The sequence below is a fragment of the Tessaracoccus yangjingae genome (genome assembly GCF_054483935.1).
Window position 1 is genome coordinate 3,193,878 of the sequence record NZ_CM137014.1, and the last position, 16,052, is coordinate 3,209,929.

Annotated in this window: 14 protein-coding genes; 9 read left to right on the plus strand and 5 right to left on the minus strand. The window is 70.8% G+C overall.

Annotated features, from left to right (window positions below):
- Positions 1-52: 52 nt before the first annotated feature.
- Positions 53-3,034, minus strand: coding sequence for a glycoside hydrolase family 2 TIM barrel-domain containing protein (locus ACX1D3_RS14500; RefSeq protein ID WP_458994518.1), 2,982 nt, complete (start codon positions 3,032-3,034; stop codon positions 53-55).
- 176 nt (positions 3,035-3,210) lie between these two features.
- Here ACX1D3_RS14500 and ACX1D3_RS14505 point away from each other — a divergent pair, with 176 nt between their 5' ends.
- The 7 genes from ACX1D3_RS14505 (at position 3,211) to ACX1D3_RS14535 (ending at position 10,673) form a co-directional block, all read left to right on the plus strand.
- Positions 3,211-5,034, plus strand: a complete 1,824-nt coding sequence (locus ACX1D3_RS14505) for a DUF294 nucleotidyltransferase-like domain-containing protein (protein ID WP_458994519.1) — start codon at positions 3,211-3,213, stop codon at positions 5,032-5,034.
- Positions 5,031-5,699 (plus strand): exonuclease domain-containing protein, encoded by a 669-nt coding sequence (locus tag ACX1D3_RS14510; RefSeq protein WP_458994520.1) that lies wholly within the window; start codon positions 5,031-5,033, stop codon positions 5,697-5,699. Before ACX1D3_RS14505 ends, ACX1D3_RS14510 begins: the two co-directional genes overlap by 4 nt.
- A gap of 142 nt (positions 5,700-5,841) precedes the next feature.
- Positions 5,842-7,206 carry a cryptochrome/photolyase family protein gene (locus ACX1D3_RS14515; RefSeq protein ID WP_458994521.1) on the plus strand — a complete coding sequence of 455 codons (1,365 nt, stop codon included), beginning with the start codon at positions 5,842-5,844 and terminating at the stop codon, positions 7,204-7,206.
- A 64-nt stretch (positions 7,207-7,270) separates the two neighbouring features.
- Entirely contained in the window at positions 7,271-9,022 is a 1,752-nt protein-coding gene (locus ACX1D3_RS14520; protein ID WP_458994522.1) for a DEAD/DEAH box helicase, read from the plus strand.
- Positions 9,023-9,072: 50 nt separating this feature from the next.
- A complete protein-coding gene (locus tag ACX1D3_RS14525; protein ID WP_458994523.1) occupies positions 9,073-10,035 on the plus strand; it encodes a glutathione S-transferase family protein in 963 nt (320 codons plus the stop codon).
- A 138-nt stretch (positions 10,036-10,173) separates the two neighbouring features.
- On the plus strand, positions 10,174-10,419 hold the full coding sequence (locus tag ACX1D3_RS14530; RefSeq protein WP_458994524.1) for a type II toxin-antitoxin system Phd/YefM family antitoxin: 246 nt from the start codon (positions 10,174-10,176) through the stop codon (positions 10,417-10,419).
- Entirely contained in the window at positions 10,416-10,673 is a 258-nt protein-coding gene (locus ACX1D3_RS14535; protein ID WP_458994525.1) for a Txe/YoeB family addiction module toxin, read from the plus strand. Before ACX1D3_RS14530 ends, ACX1D3_RS14535 begins: the two co-directional genes overlap by 4 nt.
- 492 nt (positions 10,674-11,165) lie before the next feature.
- Here the strand turns inward: ACX1D3_RS14535 and ACX1D3_RS14540 are convergent, their stop codons facing one another.
- The 3 genes from ACX1D3_RS14540 to ACX1D3_RS14550 form a co-directional block, all read right to left on the minus strand.
- Positions 11,166-11,582 (minus strand): HNH endonuclease signature motif containing protein, encoded by a 417-nt coding sequence (locus ACX1D3_RS14540; RefSeq protein WP_458994526.1) that lies wholly within the window; start codon positions 11,580-11,582, stop codon positions 11,166-11,168.
- On the minus strand, positions 11,545-11,880 hold the full coding sequence (locus tag ACX1D3_RS14545) for a hypothetical protein (RefSeq protein ID WP_458994527.1): 336 nt from the start codon (positions 11,878-11,880) through the stop codon (positions 11,545-11,547). The genes ACX1D3_RS14540 and ACX1D3_RS14545 overlap by 38 nt, the downstream gene beginning before the upstream one ends.
- A 201-nt stretch (positions 11,881-12,081) precedes the next feature.
- A complete protein-coding gene (locus ACX1D3_RS14550; protein ID WP_458994528.1) occupies positions 12,082-12,516 on the minus strand; it encodes an Hsp20/alpha crystallin family protein in 435 nt (144 codons plus the stop codon).
- A 97-nt stretch (positions 12,517-12,613) separates the two neighbouring features.
- Between ACX1D3_RS14550 and ACX1D3_RS14555 the strand changes: the two genes are divergently transcribed.
- Complete coding sequence (locus ACX1D3_RS14555) at positions 12,614-13,666, plus strand: hypothetical protein (protein WP_458994529.1); 1,053 nt, start codon at positions 12,614-12,616, stop codon at positions 13,664-13,666.
- Positions 13,663-14,589, plus strand: coding sequence for a hypothetical protein (locus ACX1D3_RS14560; protein ID WP_458994530.1), 927 nt, complete (start codon positions 13,663-13,665; stop codon positions 14,587-14,589). Before ACX1D3_RS14555 ends, ACX1D3_RS14560 begins: the two co-directional genes overlap by 4 nt.
- Here ACX1D3_RS14560 and gltX read toward each other — a convergent pair.
- Entirely contained in the window at positions 14,586-16,040 is a 1,455-nt protein-coding gene (gene gltX, locus ACX1D3_RS14565) for a glutamate--tRNA ligase (protein ID WP_458994531.1), read from the minus strand. The genes ACX1D3_RS14560 and gltX overlap by 4 nt on opposite strands.
- Positions 16,041-16,052 lie beyond the last annotated feature (12 nt).

A 16,052-nucleotide genomic window follows, 5' to 3' on the forward strand; every position in this document is an offset into this window, starting at 1 on the left:
TCGTAGGAACCCTCCGGAAACCGGCCCCCCACCTGTCCCACGCTGGGAACAACTACCCCGCGGAGAACCTCAGCGCCCACGCGGCGGCCCGCGGCCGCAGCATGTACTCGGGGCGCACATCGGGCCCGCACGAACGCGATCCCAGCCCATGCTGCTGCGCGTCCAGGTACAGATGCGTGGCCGTCGGCTCAGGCAGCTCGTGGGGATGCCGGGCGCCGGTGATCTGGTGCGCGTCGTGGGCCCGGAGCGTGAAGCCGGGCAGCTCGCCGCCCACCCGCTCGGCGGAGACGGTCAGGCCCAGCTCGGGCAGCTCCAGCTCGCGCAGGTCCAGCCGGTGTCCGCTCTCCTGCGGGACGGCGTAGTCGACGACGAGGTCGGCGATCGCGGACTCGAACCGGCCCACGAAGGCGGCCGTCGCCGAGTCGACGTAGCTCTCGTGGGGACCGGTGCCGAACCAGGAGGTCCTGCTGAGGCCGACCGGAAGCTCGAGGTGGAGCCCGAGGCGCGGCCAGGTGCCGGTCCAGCCCTTCGTCGGCTCGGCCGAGGCGTCCAGCCGGAGCTCGTCCCCGTCGAGGGTCCAGTCGAGCTGGACGGTGACGGCCTCGCGGGTGGCGGCCGGCGCGTACCGGTGCAGCACGGTGAGGCGCCCCGGCCCCGCGGTCACCGACAGGACCCGACGGTGCAGGCGGTCCAGGCCCGCCTCCCGCCACTGCTCGAGCGACGACGGCGCGGGCGCGCCGACCCCACGCGAGGCGGTGGGCTCCACCTCGACGTAGGAGTTGAAGCCCGCCAGCGAGTCGTTCTCGGTGGGCGCCCGCCAGAGCTCGAGCCGGGGCCCGGCGATGTCCCGGCCGGCCAACTCGAGCAGATCGCCCGTGCGGGCGTCGAATCGCGCCGGTCCGAGCGCGTAGCGGCCGTCGGCGACGGTGGGGGTGGCCCCGGCCACCGGGCGGCGGGGGGTGGCCGGCGGGTCCGACAGCAGCGACTGAACGCGGCTGACCACGTGCCCGGCCTGGGCCCACGGTGCGTCGGATGTCGTCACGGCCTCGACGGTTCGCCACAGCTCGCCCGCCTCCGCGGCATGGAACACAGGCAGCTCGACGCACACCAGCTCGCCGGGGGCGACGGGGCGGATGTCCACCTCGCCCGAGGCGATCTCGCGGCCGTTGAGCTCGTCGCGCCACAGGATGCGCAGGTCGCCCGTGTCGCCGTCGTGGCGGCGGTTCTCCACGCCGAGCTCCTCGTCGGTGACGGTGAGCTTGATGGGGGTCACGACCGCCGCGTACTCGGCCAGCATCGTGGTGGGCGTGCCGTCCGACAGGACCATGCCGTCACAGACGAACGAGCCGTCATGCAGCTGCTCGCCGAAGTCGCCGCCGTAGCCGAAGTACTCGACGCCGTCGGCTGTGGTGGTGCGGATGCCGTGGTCGCGCCACTCCCACACGAAGCCGCCGTGCCATTGCGGCAGGGTGTCGAAGCGCTCCTCGTAGTCGGTCACGGCCCCGGCGCCGTTGCCCATGGCGTGCAGGTACTCGCACAGGATCATGGGGCGGCCGGCGAGCACCGCGCTGCGCCCGGCGGAGCCCCGGAGGTTGTGTCCGGTGCCCGCAGACAGGTCCTCCATCTCCTCCACCGTGGCGTACATGCGCGAGACCATGTCGGTGTAGCGGCCCTCGAAGTCGGGCTCGTAGTGCACGGGGCGTTCGGGGTCGCGGCGGTGCAGCCAGGCGGCCATGGCCGCCGCGTTCGCGCCGGTGCCCGCCTCGTTGCCGAGCGACCACGCGACGATCGACGGGTGGTTCTTGTCCCGCTCGAACATGCGCTCGGCGCGATCCACCAGCGCCTCTCGCCAGCGGGGATCGTCGGTGGGGTTGTCCACCCAGCCGCCGCGCTCGAAACCGTGGGTCTCGAGGTCGCACTCATCGATCACCCACAGGCCGATCTCGTCGGTGAGCGTGAAGAAGTCCGGGTGGGGCGGGTAGTGCGAGGTGCGCACCGCGTTGATGTTGTGCCGCTTCATCAGGTGGAGCTGGGCCCGCACCTTCTCAGTGTTGAACACCCGTCCGTGGTCGGGGTCGTACTCGTGCCGGTTGACGCCGCGGATGCGCAGCTTGCGGCCGTTGACGCGCCACTCGTGGCCGACGATCTCGATGCGGCGGAACCCCACCCGCAGCGTCCGGGTCTCGACGGCGTTGCCGACGCGCGCGTCGTAGAGGCGTGGGCGGTCCGCGCTCCAGGGGGCGACGGGGCCCACCGGGATCGGGGCGACGTCGCCGGGGGCCTCGAATGTCGCGGCGAGGCCGAGCTCGTCGATGGTCACCGTGACGGGGTAGGCGTCGTCGCCGGCCCTGACCTCGGGCAGCAGGGTGCCCTCGCCGGTCTCGGGGTCGAAGTCGGCCCGCAGCCACACGTCGTCGATGCCGGCCGCGGGGCGCGCCAGCACGGTCACGGGGCGGAAGATGCCCGGGAGCCACCACTGGTCCTGGTCCTCGACGTAGCTCGCCGCGGACCACTGGTGCACGCGCACGTGGAGCACGTTGCGGCCGGGGCGCGCCTCAGCCGTGACGTCGAGCTCCTGGGCCAGCCGGCTGCCCCGCACCACGCCCACCTGTGAGCCGTTGAGGGAGACGATGGCCAGCGACTCCACGCCGTCGAAGCGCAGGTGGACCCGGTGGCCGAAGTCCTCGGGCAGGTCGAACGCGACGCGGTAATCCCCCGTCGGGTTGTCGTCGGGCACGAAGGGCGGCTCAACCGGGAAGGGGAAGTTGACGTTGGTGTAGGCGGGCCTGCCCCAGTCGTCGCGGCCCTGCAGCACCCAGTGGCTGGGCACCCGGATCTCGTCCCACGCCGAGTCGTCGAGGTCCGGCGCGGCGGCGCCCTCCGGCGCGAGGTCCGGGCGCGCGGAGAACCTGAACCGCCACGTGCCGCTCAGGTCGATCTCGGCGGCGTCCGACGCCACCCGCGACCTCGGCCGCACCCGTCGCCCGGACCCCGGCGCGAACGACTCGATCTCCGACACTGCTCTGCCCTCCATGGCTCGCTGAGACTCCTCCCCAGCCTATCCAGCGCCCACTCCCTGTGCACGACACGCCGACGCGCCCCCACCCCGGCTCCCTCCCGGCACCCGGGCACCAACTCAGCCGGCGTGTCGTGCCACGCATGGCCGGGAGGGATAGGCTGCGGCCACCGACTGATCGAAGGGGATCCGCCGTGTCCGAGCTCGCCGACATCACCCAGTTCCTCGCGGCCCGCGAGCCGTGGTCCCTGCTGCCGCCGGGCCGCATCGCCGCCTTCGCGAAGCGGGCGGTGGGCCGCTACGTGCGTCGCGGGACGGTGATCCTGGCGGCCGGGGCCGCCCCCACCGCGATGTTCCTGGTCCGCTCCGGGGCCGTGGAGATCGTCGACGCCGACGGCGCGCTGGTCGATCACGACGAGCAGGGCGCCTGCTTCGGGCAGCTGTCCATCATCGAGGAGCGGCCCTCGCGCTTCACGTTCACCGCCCTGGAGGACACACTGCTGTGGGGCTTCGCACCCGACGTGGTGCGCGAACTCCTGGCCGTGCCGGAGGTGCGGCGCTACTTCACCGAGTCGCGGCTGAGCGACGTCACCCGCCAGGTGCCCGAGGGCGGGCCCGTCCTCCAGGTGCCGGTCTCGGAGATGCTCACCCGCTCCCCGATCACCATCCACGTCGGCGCCACCGTCGGGGAGGCCGCCCAGGCGATGGACCAGGCCCGGGTCTCCGCCATCCTCGTCACCGACGGCGACCGCCTCGCCGGCATCCTCACCGACCGCGACCTCCGCCGCGTGGTGGCGCGGGCCGTGCCCCCGTCGTCGCCGCTGGCCGAGTCCATGTCGAGCGCTCCACACACCATCGCCCACGACGCGCTTGCCCTCGACGTGCTGCTCCACCTTGTGGAGCACAAGATCCACCACCTCCCGGTGATGGACGGCGACCGGATCCTCGGCATGGTCACCTCCGGCGACCTCATGCGCCTCGAGCGGTCCAGCCCGCTCTACGTGGTGGGTGACCTGGCCAGGCAGCACGACCCGGCCTCCCTGGCGAGGGTCATGGGGCGGGTCCCGAGACTGGTGGGCCGCCTCCTGCGTCAGGACGCCACCGCGGAGGACATCACCCGCATCGTCAGCCGCACCACCGAGGCGCTGTGGCAGCGGCTGCTCGACCTGGCGGAGGAGCGCCTCGGCCCGCCCCCGGTGCCGTACTGCTGGGTGGCCCTCGGCTCGCTGGCGCGCGGCGAGCAGGCCCTCGCCTCCGACCAGGACCACGCCCTCATCCTCAGCGACGACTACCGCGACGAGCACGACGCCTACTTCGCCCAGCTGGCCGAGTTCGTGACCGCCGGACTGGTGGAGTGCGGCTTTCCCCGCTGCAAGGGCGAGGCCATGGCCACCAACCCACAGTGGCGCAAGCCCCTGGCCGCCTGGAGCCGCGAGTTCGGCGCCTGGCTGGCCGCGCCCACCTCGGAGGCGGTGCTCAACTCGTCGATCTTCTTCGACATGCGCCCCATCCACGGCGACCAGACCCTCTACGTGGCGCTGCAGCAGCGGGTGTTGCGCACAGCGCCGTCGTCGTCGCGGTTCCTGGGGCACCTCGCCAAGCACGCCAACGACGCCGAGGTGCCCATCGGATTCCTGAGGGGCCTGGTCGTCGAGAAGAAGGGGCAGCACCGGGACCGGCTGGACATCAAGCTGGGCGGGATCAACCCGATCGTCGACGTGGCCCGCATCCACGCGCTGCACAAGGGGCTCCCCCAGGTCTCCACCCGGGGCAGGCTGCTCGCGGCCGCCGAGCACGGTGCGGAGGTGGACAACCTCCTCGACGCCTACGAGTTCCTCGGCTACACCCGGCTGCAGCACCAGGGCAGGCAGGTGGCGGCGGGTCTGGAGCCGGACAACCACATCGACCCGGGAGACCTGTCCGACTTCGAGCGCCGCCACCTCCGCGACGCCTTCACGATCGTCGGCAAGGCCCAGTCCGCGCTCACCGTGACGTTCCAGACCCAGTTCATCTCATGATCTGGCCCTTCCGGCGCACCAACGCCGGCGCCGCCGCGAAGGTGCCCGACGGCCCGCTGCGCCGCTACCTCCTCGCCGAGCCGCAGCCCCGGTCCACACCGCTGAGCGAGGTGGCGCTCCTCGCGATCGACTTCGAGACCACCGGTCTGACGCCGGGGACCGACCACGTCCTGTCGGTCGGGATGATCGACGTCGACGGGCTGGCCATCCCGCTGGGCACCGCCACCAACTTCTTCGTCAATCCCGGCCGCGACGTGGGCCAGTCGGCGGTCATCCACCAGATCACCGACGACGAGCTCGCCGGCGCCATCCCCAGCGCCGAGGCGGTGGACCGGGTGTTCGAGCGCCTCACCGGGCGCGTCCTGCTGGCGCACCACGCCGCCATCGAGGTGGGCTTCCTCGCGGCTGCGGTACGGCGGCTGTATGGGGTGGGCATCGACGTGCCCGCCATCGACACCATGGGGCTGGGGCATCGCGCGCTGGGCTTCGACGAGGACCACCCGCGAGACGCGCTGCGCCTCTGGAAGCTGCGTGCCCGGGCGGGCCTGCCCCACTATCGCGGCCACGACGCCGTCGTCGACGCCCTTGCCTGCGGCGAGCTCTACCTCGCCCTCGCTCAGGAGCTGGGCGTCAAGGACCTGGGCCAGCTCCTCCGGCTGTCCTGAGCCTTATCTCTGATCGGTCAGCCCTCGCCGCGGCGCACCGGTTCGGGAGAGTTGGCACCACCGCCATCTGGATATGGACGCCTAGACTCGCCCCACACCCCACGCCTCCGGGCCCACCGAGCACAGGAGCTTGATTCCCCCGATGACCACGATCTGCTGGTTCAGGCGCGTGCTGCGTCTCGACGACCACCCGGCCCTCGTGGCCGCCGCGGCCGAGGGCGCCGTCGTGCCGCTCGTGATCCTGGATCCGGACGAGGCCGCCGCGCATCCGGCCTCGGCGCAGCGGCAGGCCATGAGCCTGCCCGGGCTCGACGCCGAGCTGAGGCGTCGCGGCAGCCGCCTGATCGTCCGCCGCGGACGACCCGCCGACGTGCTGTCCGAGGTCCTTCGGGAGGCGTCCGCCACGGCCGTGCACACCACCGTCGGCTTCCCGTTCGCCGACGACGAGGGCCTCGCGACGGCGGGCGTGCCGCTCCACCTGCACCCCCTGGCAGACCTGGTCCCCCGTGGCTCGGTGCGCACCGGCTCCGGCGGCGTGTTCCGGGTCTACTCGCCCTTCTTCAAGGCGCTGAAGCAGGTCCCGATCCAGGCACCCCTGGAGGCCCCGGAGCTCCGCGCGCCCGAGGCGTGGCCGCGGTCGGAGGCCCTCGACTGGCCCGAGGCCCGCACCTCGATGAACCGGGGCTGGGACGTCGTCGCCGGCCACGTCGAGGCGGGCGAGGACTCCGCCCACCGACGCCTCGCCGCCTTCCTCGACGACGCGGTCGCGGACTACCCGCGACACCGGGACGAGCCGTGGCGCCCCGCCACCTCCGGGCTCTCCGACGCCCTGGCCGTGGGCGAGATCAGCGCCCGGCGCATCTGGCACCACTGCTTGCCCGCCTGGCGTGCGGGTGCCCCGGGCGTGGAGTCCTTTCTCTCCGAGCTGGCATGGCGGGAGTTCGCCCGCGAGCTGTTCCACGAGTCGCCGGACCTCGGCGAGCGCTGCTGGCGCCCCGAGTGGGAGGCCTTCCCCTGGGAGGGCGACGGCGAGGCCGCGGAGCTGTGGCGTCGCGGCCTGACGAGCGTGGAGATGGTCGACGCCGGCATGCGCGAACTGTTCGCCACCGGCCGGATGCACAACCGCGTGCGGATGATCGCGGCCAGCTATCTCACCAAGCACCTCCTCACCGACTGGCGGGTGGGCCTGGCCTGGTTCGGGCAGACGCTGACCGACTGGGACCCGGCGTCGAACGCGATGAACTGGCAGTGGGTGGCCGGCTGCGGCCCGGACGCCTCCCCCTACTTCCGGATCTTCAACCCCGACACGCAGGCCACCAAGTTCGACCCGCGCGCGCTGTACCGCTCGCACTGGCTCGCGCCGCACGACGAGGGTGCGCGGGAGTTCGCCGCCGCCGCCCCCCTCTCCTGGCGGGTGGACCTCGGCCACCGGCCCGAGCCGGTCGTCGCGCTCGCCGACGGACGCAGCCGGGCCCTGGCCGCCTACGAGGGCCTGCGCGCCGGCTGACGGCTCCGACCGGCGTGTCGGGGCTTGGGTGGGCGGCCCCCTGTTGGCTAGAGTCACCGACCGTATGTCTTCCTCCGCGCTGGACCACCTGTCTCCCGCCTTCCCGCAACGCGCGGCGTGGGGCACCGCGTCGTCGCTGCGCACGTGGCAGGCGTCGGCGCTGGAGCAGTACGAGCGGGACCAGCCGCGCGACTTCCTCTGCGTGGCCACCCCCGGCGCCGGCAAGACCACGTTCGCGCTGCGCATCGCGCTCACCCTGATGGCGTCGCGCACCGTCCGGCGCATCGTCGTGGTGACCCCCACCGAGCACCTCAAGGTGCAGTGGGCCGACGCCGCGGCCCGCGTCGGCATCCAGCTCGACCCCGGATTGGGCGGGTCGTCGAGGCGCGGGCGCGCCAAGGAGTACCACGGCTCCGCGGTGACCTACGCGGGTGTCGCGGCCCGCTCCTACGTGTACGAGGCGTTGTGCCACTCGAAGGAGACGCTGGTCATCTTCGACGAGATCCACCACGCCGGCGACTCCAAGAGCTGGGGGGAGGCCGTCACCTTCGCCTTCACCCACGCCACCCGGCGGGTCGCGCTCACCGGCACCCCGTTCCGCTCCGACGAGCACCCCATCCCCTTCGTCGCCTACGACGAGCTGGCCCCGGGCGTGATGCAGTCGCGGGCGGACTACACCTACGGCTACACCGAGGCCCTGGCGGACCACGTGGTGCGGCCGGTGCTGTTCATGAACTACGGCGGCCAGATGCGATGGAGGACGAAGGCGGGCGACGAGCTTGCTGCGGACCTCGGCGTGCCGATGACCAAGGACCTGACCGCCCACGCCTGGCGCACCGCCCTGGCGCCCACCGGTGAGTGGATCCCGGCGGTGCTGGCCGCCGCCGACAGGCGCCTCACCGAGGTCCGCCGCCACGTCCCCGACGCCGCGGGGCTGGTCATCGCGACCAACCAGACCACCGCACGCGCCTACGCGCGGCAGCTCCACGAGCTGACCGGCGTCAAGCCCTGCGTCGTCCTGTCCGACGACTCGTCGGCCTCTGGGCGCATCGACACGTTCTCCACCTCGGACGAGCGGTGGATGGTCGCGGTGCGGATGGTCTCCGAGGGGGTCGACGTGCCGCGCCTCGCCGTCGGCGTGTACGCCACCGCCACCTCCACCCCGCTGTTCTTCGCCCAGGCCGTCGGGCGGTTCGTGCGCAGCCGGCGTCGCGGGGAGGTGGCCACCGTCTTCCTCCCCACCGTGCCGGTCCTGCTGGCCCACGCCGCGACCATCGAGAAGCAACGCGACCACGTGCTGGGCAGGCCCAAGTCCGACGAGACGGACATCTGGGCCGAGACGGAGGCCCTCATCGAGCGGGCGAACCAGAGCGAGTCGGCCGCCGACGACCTCCTCGGCCAGTTCGAGGCGCTGGAGTCCACCGCCACCTTCGACCATGTGCTGTTCGACGCGCAGGCGTTCGGCATGCACGCCGAGCCGACGTCGATCGACGAGCAGGACTACCTGGGCCTGCCCGGCCTGCTCGAGCCCAGCCAGGTCAGCGCCCTCCTCGCGGACCGGCAGAGGCGCCAGCTGAAGCGCCGGGAGCGCGACGACCGGAAGGCGGAGCCGGAGGTGGCCCTGCACCGGGCGCTGGCCTCGAAGCGCAAGGAGCTGAACTCGCTGGTGGCCCAGTACGCCCGCCTCAAGGGCGTGCCGCACAGCCACGTGCACGCGGACCTCCGCCGCGAGTGCGGCGGGCCGGCGCTCGCGCAGGCCTCCCAGTCCGAGGTCGAGCAGCGGGTCAAGGCCATCCGGACGTGGCTCAAGGGCTGAGAACTCACACACCCCTGGAAATAAGTTGAAGCATCAACTAGGCTGGGGCCATGGGCGAACATGAAGAGCACTCCACGGGCGGCGTCTACTCCTCGAAGGGCAGGGAGTTCAGGCGCGACACCCGCTACATCGGCACCCGCATCATGGCCGACCCCAGGCCGGGCACCGACGACTATCCGGTGGAGCCGGGCCGCTACCGCCTGATCGCCGCCTACGCGTGCCCCTGGGCCAACCGCGCCATCATCGTCCGGGACCTCCTCGGGCTGCAGGACGCGATCTCGATGGGCAACCCCGGCCCCACGCACGACGCCGACTCATGGACGTTCGATCTGGACCCCGGCGGTGTCGACCCGGTGCTCGGCATCTCCAGGCTGAAGGACGCCTACGAGAAGCGCTTCCCCGGGTACCCGCGCGGCATCACGGTGCCGGCCATCGTCGACGAGCCCACCGGGATGGTGGTGACCAACGACTTCCCCCAGATCACCGAGGACCTCTTCTTCCAGTGGAAGGCCTACCACCGGGCGGACGCCCCGGACCTGTGGCCCGCGGACCTGCGCGACGAGATGGAGGAGGTCATGCGGCGGGTCTATACCGAGGTCAACAACGGCGTCTACCGCTGCGGGTTCGCAGGCTCACAGGAGGCCTACGACGCCGCCTACGACCGACTCTGGGCGGCCCTCGACTGGCTGGAGGAGCGTCTCGCGACGCGGCGCTACCTCATGGGCGCGTCGATCACCGAGGCCGACGTGCGCCTGTTCACCACCTTGGTGCGCTTCGACGCCGTGTACCACGGGCACTTCAAGTGCAACCGCAACAAGCTCATCGAGCTGCCGAATCTCTGGGGCTACGCCCGCGACCTGTTCCAGACGCCGGGCTTCGGCAGCAACGTGGACTTCGAGCAGATCAAGCGCCACTACTACGTGGTGCACACGGACCTCAACCCGCTGAGCATCGTGCCCAAGGGCCCGGACCTCAGCGGATGGCACACCCCGCACGGGCGGGGCGCCCTCTGAGTCATCCGCCTACCGGCGCCGCCCCTTCCACACATGCCCTTGAGCGACCACACGGTCAGCCGATGGTCGGTGGTTGGCTATCGTTGACCTCGATGCCATACTGGTACAAGAAGTAGTACCAATGGAGGAGGGGTAGCCATGGCTATCACCGCAAGTGAAGCTCGCAAGAACCTGTTCCCGCTGATCGAGCAGGTCAACGATGACCGCACGCCGGTCGAGATCACTTCCCGGCGGGGCGATGCAGTGCTCATGTCCCGAGCTGACTACGACGCGCTCGAGGAGACTGCTCACCTCCTGCGGGTGCCCGCCAACGCACGACACCTGCTCGAAAGCCTTGCCCAGGCGCATGCGGGGCAGCGCGACGAGCACGACCTCATTCGATGAGGCTGGTCGTCACACCGAACGGCTGGTCGGACTACACGTACTGGTTGGCAGCCGACCGGCAGACACTCAAACGACTCAACCGCCTCATCGACGACGCGATGCGCGACCCCGTCAGCGGAATCGGTAAGCCCGAACCACTGCGACATGTGCTGGCGGGTGCGTGGTCCCGACGGATCACCGAGGAGCACCGCCTGGTGTACCTGGTCGACGGCGACGACCTGATCATCCTGCAGGCACGCTTCCACTACAGCTGACCAACTCATCTGCCGCGGTGTGCGAGGGTAGCCTTCGGCCCCGGTGTCCCCGAGCACGACCACCCTCACCCTTACCGGTGGCGAAAATGGACTAAACAAGGCCTACCCTGCACCCACCTTGTTCACCTGACGGCGCAACGAAACGAACTGAACAACATGGACGCCGCGCGGCCGCGGCGGCCCCTCACAGCATGGGCACACAACGTCCTATCTTGCCGCACCGGACATGTCTGGCTCCGAGAGTAGGTATGGCTGAGGCAGCCGGACGCAGACGAACTCCCGTTCCGTGAGGTCTCCTGCGAGCAGGCGCCGCGCCTCCTCACGGACCCCACTCATGGCCACTGGAGCATGTGCGCACGGATCATGGAAGAGGTCCGTGAGCCAGGCCACCGGGCGGAGCCACTTTGAGTTGCGCACGAGTCAAGAATGCCCTGCTCGGGACCGACGGCTGCACGCTTCTGCCGCTGACTTCGCGGCGCCAGGCCTCTGTGGTCAGTCGGCCGGGGGCCAGGCTGGGCTGGGCTGGATGAGCGCATCGAGGTGGGCGCGGGAGCGCAGCAGCGCTCCTGGGGCCCACGGATCAGGGTCAGGCGGGTCGGCGGCGGGGTGTGGGCATGGTGGCGCCTCGGCGCGGGGCCAGACCTGTTGGAGCCGGTGTCGCTGGTGTTGCCGGGACCGACGATGCGGGTCGGTGTGAAGCGGCGGGGTGAACCGCGGCAGCCCTGTGGCCGCGGCGAGGTGCACCTGCCACTGCGACTTCTCCGAATGGAGGGGGTCGGGTTCGACGAGCCGACGATGGTGTGGGCAGAGCAATACGCCGTTGGCTAGGCACGATGGTCCGCCGTCGCGCCTGGGGACGATGTGGTGGGCTTCACAGGCGGCGGGCGGTGCGGTGCAGCCGGGGAACACGCAGCCCTGGTCCCGCAGGACCAGTGCGGCAATCCTGCGACAGTCGCAGCGCGGCCGTCGCCTGCGCCGCGGTGCGCACCGACTGCCGCACCCCCTCGACCACCGCATCGGCAGCGGACAGGCGGGCCTCGTTCAACAGATGGAGGCGCACCCCCGCGAGCTGGGCCTCGGCCTCCGTCACGTCCGCGAGCAAACCAGCCAGCCGCTCAACCGCCACATCATCAGCACCAAGAGAACCGGCAGCCTCCCACAGCGCAGCGATATACCGCTGCGCCAGGTCCACCACGGTGTCGCTCATGTGTACTATTCTTGCGGACCCCGCTGACAGTTTTCGGCCCAGAACCGAATCCCTGGAGAAGAAATCTGAAAGAAGTCTCGACAACCCCAAGGTCGGCATCGTCGGGCCTCCGATCCGACCCGAGACAGGCGACGGCGGGGCGCCGCTGCAGGGCGCCCCGCCGTCGCGGGCGGCGAGGGCCGATCGGCCCTCGGGCTGCGGCTACTCGGACTCGACGCTGCCCTCGATCTGGTTCGCCTTCGCAGTGTGCTGCACCTCGATCTTGCGGGGCTTCGCGGCCTGGGCGACGGGGATCGTGAGCGTCAGGACCCCGTCGGAGTACGAGGCGCTGATCTTCTCCGTGGCGAGCCCGCGGCCGAGCGTCAGCTGACGGGCGAAGGTGCCGACGGCGCGCTCGCGCGTCAGCCACTGGGCGCCGTCGTCTGCGACGGGGTTCTTGCGCTCCGCGCGGACGGTGACGGTGGCACCGTCCATGTCGATGTCGATGCTGGCGGGATCGACGCCCGGCAGGTCGATGTGCGCGACGAACTCGTCACCGGTTCGGTAGAGGTCCATCGGCATCGCCACTGAGGCCGGGGTGCGGGTCACGTCGCCGAGGAGGCGGTCGATGTCGCGGAAGGGATCAAAGCCAGGCATGTCAGGTCCTTTCTGTGTCGTGAGTGCCGGACTCGTATGAGTTGAGTGTACTCCGCTCAACTCTGTTCGCAAGTTCGGCGGGGCCTACGATGACGCCATGACGACGCCGTTGCCCCACTGGTCACTGCTGTCGCCCGGCATCCCACTCGGCGCGCTGGCGGGCCATTCGGTCGCCGTGGTCGCCGATGTCCGAGACACCCCGCAGATGATCCAGGTGAAGCGCCACACGCCGAAGAGCAACGTCGTCAAGGACACGGTCACCGTCACGTACGGTCCCATCGGAGACACGGACCCGCCGGGCCGGGTGAAGGTTCCATCGTGGCGGCGGTTGGACGACTTCGTCGACGAACAGTTGGGTTCGCAGGTGGACCGGGCCATCGTCGTACCTGGCGTCATGTGGAGCGAACGGGGTCACGTGACACCTCGCGTGTCCCGTGCATGGCTCCTGACCCTGGCTGCGGTAGCCCTGGCCCTGAGCTCAGCCATCGCCGTCGCCATCGGAGTCTGGTGGGTGCTCCCGCTGGCGCTCGGCCCGCTCCTCGCGCTGGTCACCACGGCGACACATCGGAGGACCCGCACCGCCATACGTGTGGCCAGAGAACCTCAGGGCACCAGGACCTTCACCGAGTCGGAGATCCACGCGCGTCTCGCTCCCCCGGGTCCACCCGCCGGGGAGCCGACGCCGACGGATGAGGCGTTCGCGCGGGTCAACGGGGTCAAGGACCACTACGGGCGACTCCGAGGAGACATCGTCTACCGGATCGAGAACTCCGCGCTCTTTGATTCCTCGGTGCCCACGACGCATCGCTTCCTCCTGGACCTGCTGAAGTGGGACGACGACGCCGATCACCTGGACCGCGACGACCGGGGCCGCCTGTCCTATGAGGTCCTCTTGTCGTTCCGGACCGCACGCGACTACGCCGAACGGGTCGGACTGGCCCACCTCCCCACGCAGGCCCAACCGGCAGGGAGCCGGGCGCTGAAGGTCGCCGCGCTGGCCGCGCACCCTGCCACCGCCGGCGAGCGGGAGGCCGCACTGGCGCAACTGGGCGGGCTGTTGGACGACCTCGCGCTGCACTACCTACCGAGCGCGCACGATCTCCCACGCATGCTCGCGTCCCAGCGGGCCCAGTTGGACGCGGCGTCGTGAGTCCCAGCGTCCGCCCGCTGAGTCGCCTCGAAGACCTCGCGGGCCTCACTCTCGTCGTCTCGTCCGCATTCCTGGTCGGGCCGGTCACCCCGTTCGTCCTCCAAGCCCGGCTCGCCGGCCCCCGCGTCACGGTGAAGTACTCATCCATCCGCGGCGACGTCACGGCGCACACCGTGACGGTCCCCCGTCGCCGGCGACTCGAGGACTTCGTCCGCCAGTACTGCAACATCGCCATCGTCGGCCGCATCACCGTCGTCAGAGGGGTTCGGTGGCCCACCGCCGCTGAGACCGCCGTCCGCGCCACCCTGGACTGGGAACGCCCGTTCGGCCAAGCTTCGATCCGCTTGCCCGAGGGTCTCACCTTCGACGACCTCTACCCTGGCCTGCGTGAGTTGCCCCGCCAGTCGTCGGCCGTGACCTACGTCCTGGGCACGCTCACAGAACCGGCCGACCCAGAGGCCGCGCGCGAGCGGGTCGAGGGGATCAAGGCCGACTACGGGGAGCTGCTCACCGACGTCGTCTACCGGATCGAGAACTCGGCGCTCTTCGACGACGGCGTCCCTCTCACGAGGGAGTTCAGCCTCCTGCTTATGCAGTGGGACGACGAGCAGGGCCGGATCGATCGCCCTGCCCTCGATGCGCTGTCCCGCCGACTCAGCATTGCCTTTGACGCAGCACGCGCCAACGCCGAACGGCTGGGCCTCGGCCATCTGCCGCTGACTGCCCGACGCCCGGCCAGGCGGGCCGTGAAGGCGGCACGGCTCGCCAACGAGGCAGTGTCGGAGGGGGAACGGGCGGCGGCAAGGATCCAGCTAGCGCGTCTCCTCGGAGGGCTCCGGCTGCATTACCTGCCGTCGGCCTCCGAGGCGCCGTTGATGGTCGGCGGCACCCGCCCCGCCCTCGAGGGACTCCGCGCCGACTAGAGCGAGGCTCGCAGCGCGCGGAGTCGGACCAGCGAGGGCTCGCGGCCCAGGATCTCCATCGACTCGAACAGCGGCGGCGACACCTTGCGGCCGGATATCGCCACGCGGATCGGCGCGAACGCGAACTTCGGCTTGATGCCCATCCCCTCGACGATGCGCTCACGCAGGCCGGCCTGGATGGCGTCGGTGCTGAAGGGGACCGTCTCCGCGACGGCGATCGCCGCGTCCAGCACGTCGGCCGCGTTCTCGGCCAGCCCTGCGCGGGCGTCATCGTCGATCACCAGAGCGTCGTCGGCCGCGAAGAGGTAGTCGAGCTGCGGCCGGGCGTCCTTGAGGAGCACCAGCCGCTCCTGGATGATCGGCACGGCGCTGCGCAGGATCTCCACCTCGGCGGGGCTGGGGTCCCAGCCCGCCTCGAACTCGAGGATCCGGTCGGCCAACTCGTGCGCGGTGAGCGTGCGGATGTAGTGGCCGTTGAGCCAGTCCAGCTTCTTCAGGTCGAAGATCGGCCCGACGGTGTTGACCTTGGACCACGAGAAGGCCGCGACGAACTCGTCGAACGTCGACACCTCGTGGTCCTCGTCGCCGGCGTAGCCCAGCAACTGGAGGAAGTTGCGCACCGCCTCGGGCAGGTAGCCCTGCTCCTTGAACCACATCAGCCTGGCGGCCGGGTTCTTGCGCTTGGAGATCTTCGACTTGTCCGTGTTGCGCAGCAGCGGCATGTGGGCGAACGCGGGCCGCTTCCAGCCGAGCCAGTCGTAGAGGAGGACGTGCTTGGGCGTCGAGGAGATCCACTCCTCGCCGCGCACGACGGTGTTGATGCCCATCAGGTGGTCGTCGACCACCACCGCGAGGTGGTAGGTCGGAAACCCGTCCGCCTTGAGGATCACCTGGTCGTCGGGCCTTGGCGCCTTCACCGTGCCGCGCACGATGTCCTCGAACTCCAGCGGCACATCGTCGGGGATGAGCATCCGCACCACGGGCGTCTCCGAGAACCCGGGTAGCGCCGCCCGCTCCTCGCGGGTCTTGCCCAGGCAGAGGCGGTCGTAGCCCGTCACTGAGAGCTTCTGCGCCTCCTGCTCCCTGCGCAGTTCGACCAGCCGCTCCGAGGAGCACCAGCAGTGGTAGGCGTGCCCGTCGGCGATCAGCTGCTCGACGAACGGACGGTAGGTGTCCAGCCGCTCGGATTGCCGGTAGGGGCCGAAGTCACCGCCCGTGTGCGGGCCCTCGTCGGCCTGCAGGCCCAGCCACTCGAGGGAGTCGTAGATCTGCTGCTCGCTGCCCTCCACCAGCCTGGCCTGGTCCGTGTCCTCGATGCGCAGGACGAACGCGCCCCCGGTCTTCCGGGCCCAGGCCAGGTCGAACAATGCCATGAAGGCCGTGCCCACGTGGGGGTCTCCGGTGGGCGACGGGGCAACCCGGGTGCGCGCGGGAATCGCATCAATGCTCATAGTGGTTTCACC

Coding starts and splice junctions, on each gene's coding strand:
- ACX1D3_RS14520 (WP_458994522.1), top strand. CDS start 7,271: ATGTCTTCCTCCGCGCTGGACCACCTGTCTCCCGCCTTCCCGCAACGC.
- ACX1D3_RS14545 (WP_458994527.1), bottom strand. CDS start 11,880: ATGAGCGACACCGTGGTGGACCTGGCGCAGCGGTATATCGCTGCGCTG.
- ACX1D3_RS14515 (WP_458994521.1), top strand. CDS start 5,842: ATGACCACGATCTGCTGGTTCAGGCGCGTGCTGCGTCTCGACGACCAC.
- ACX1D3_RS14500 (WP_458994518.1), bottom strand. CDS start 3,034: ATGGAGGGCAGAGCAGTGTCGGAGATCGAGTCGTTCGCGCCGGGGTCC.
- ACX1D3_RS14535 (WP_458994525.1), top strand. CDS start 10,416: ATGAGGCTGGTCGTCACACCGAACGGCTGGTCGGACTACACGTACTGG.
- ACX1D3_RS14525 (WP_458994523.1), top strand. CDS start 9,073: ATGGGCGAACATGAAGAGCACTCCACGGGCGGCGTCTACTCCTCGAAG.
- ACX1D3_RS14550 (WP_458994528.1), bottom strand. CDS start 12,516: ATGCCTGGCTTTGATCCCTTCCGCGACATCGACCGCCTCCTCGGCGAC.
- ACX1D3_RS14555 (WP_458994529.1), top strand. CDS start 12,614: ATGACGACGCCGTTGCCCCACTGGTCACTGCTGTCGCCCGGCATCCCA.
- ACX1D3_RS14510 (WP_458994520.1), top strand. CDS start 5,031: ATGATCTGGCCCTTCCGGCGCACCAACGCCGGCGCCGCCGCGAAGGTG.
- ACX1D3_RS14530 (WP_458994524.1), top strand. CDS start 10,174: ATGGCTATCACCGCAAGTGAAGCTCGCAAGAACCTGTTCCCGCTGATC.
- gltX (WP_458994531.1), bottom strand. CDS start 16,040: ATGAGCATTGATGCGATTCCCGCGCGCACCCGGGTTGCCCCGTCGCCC.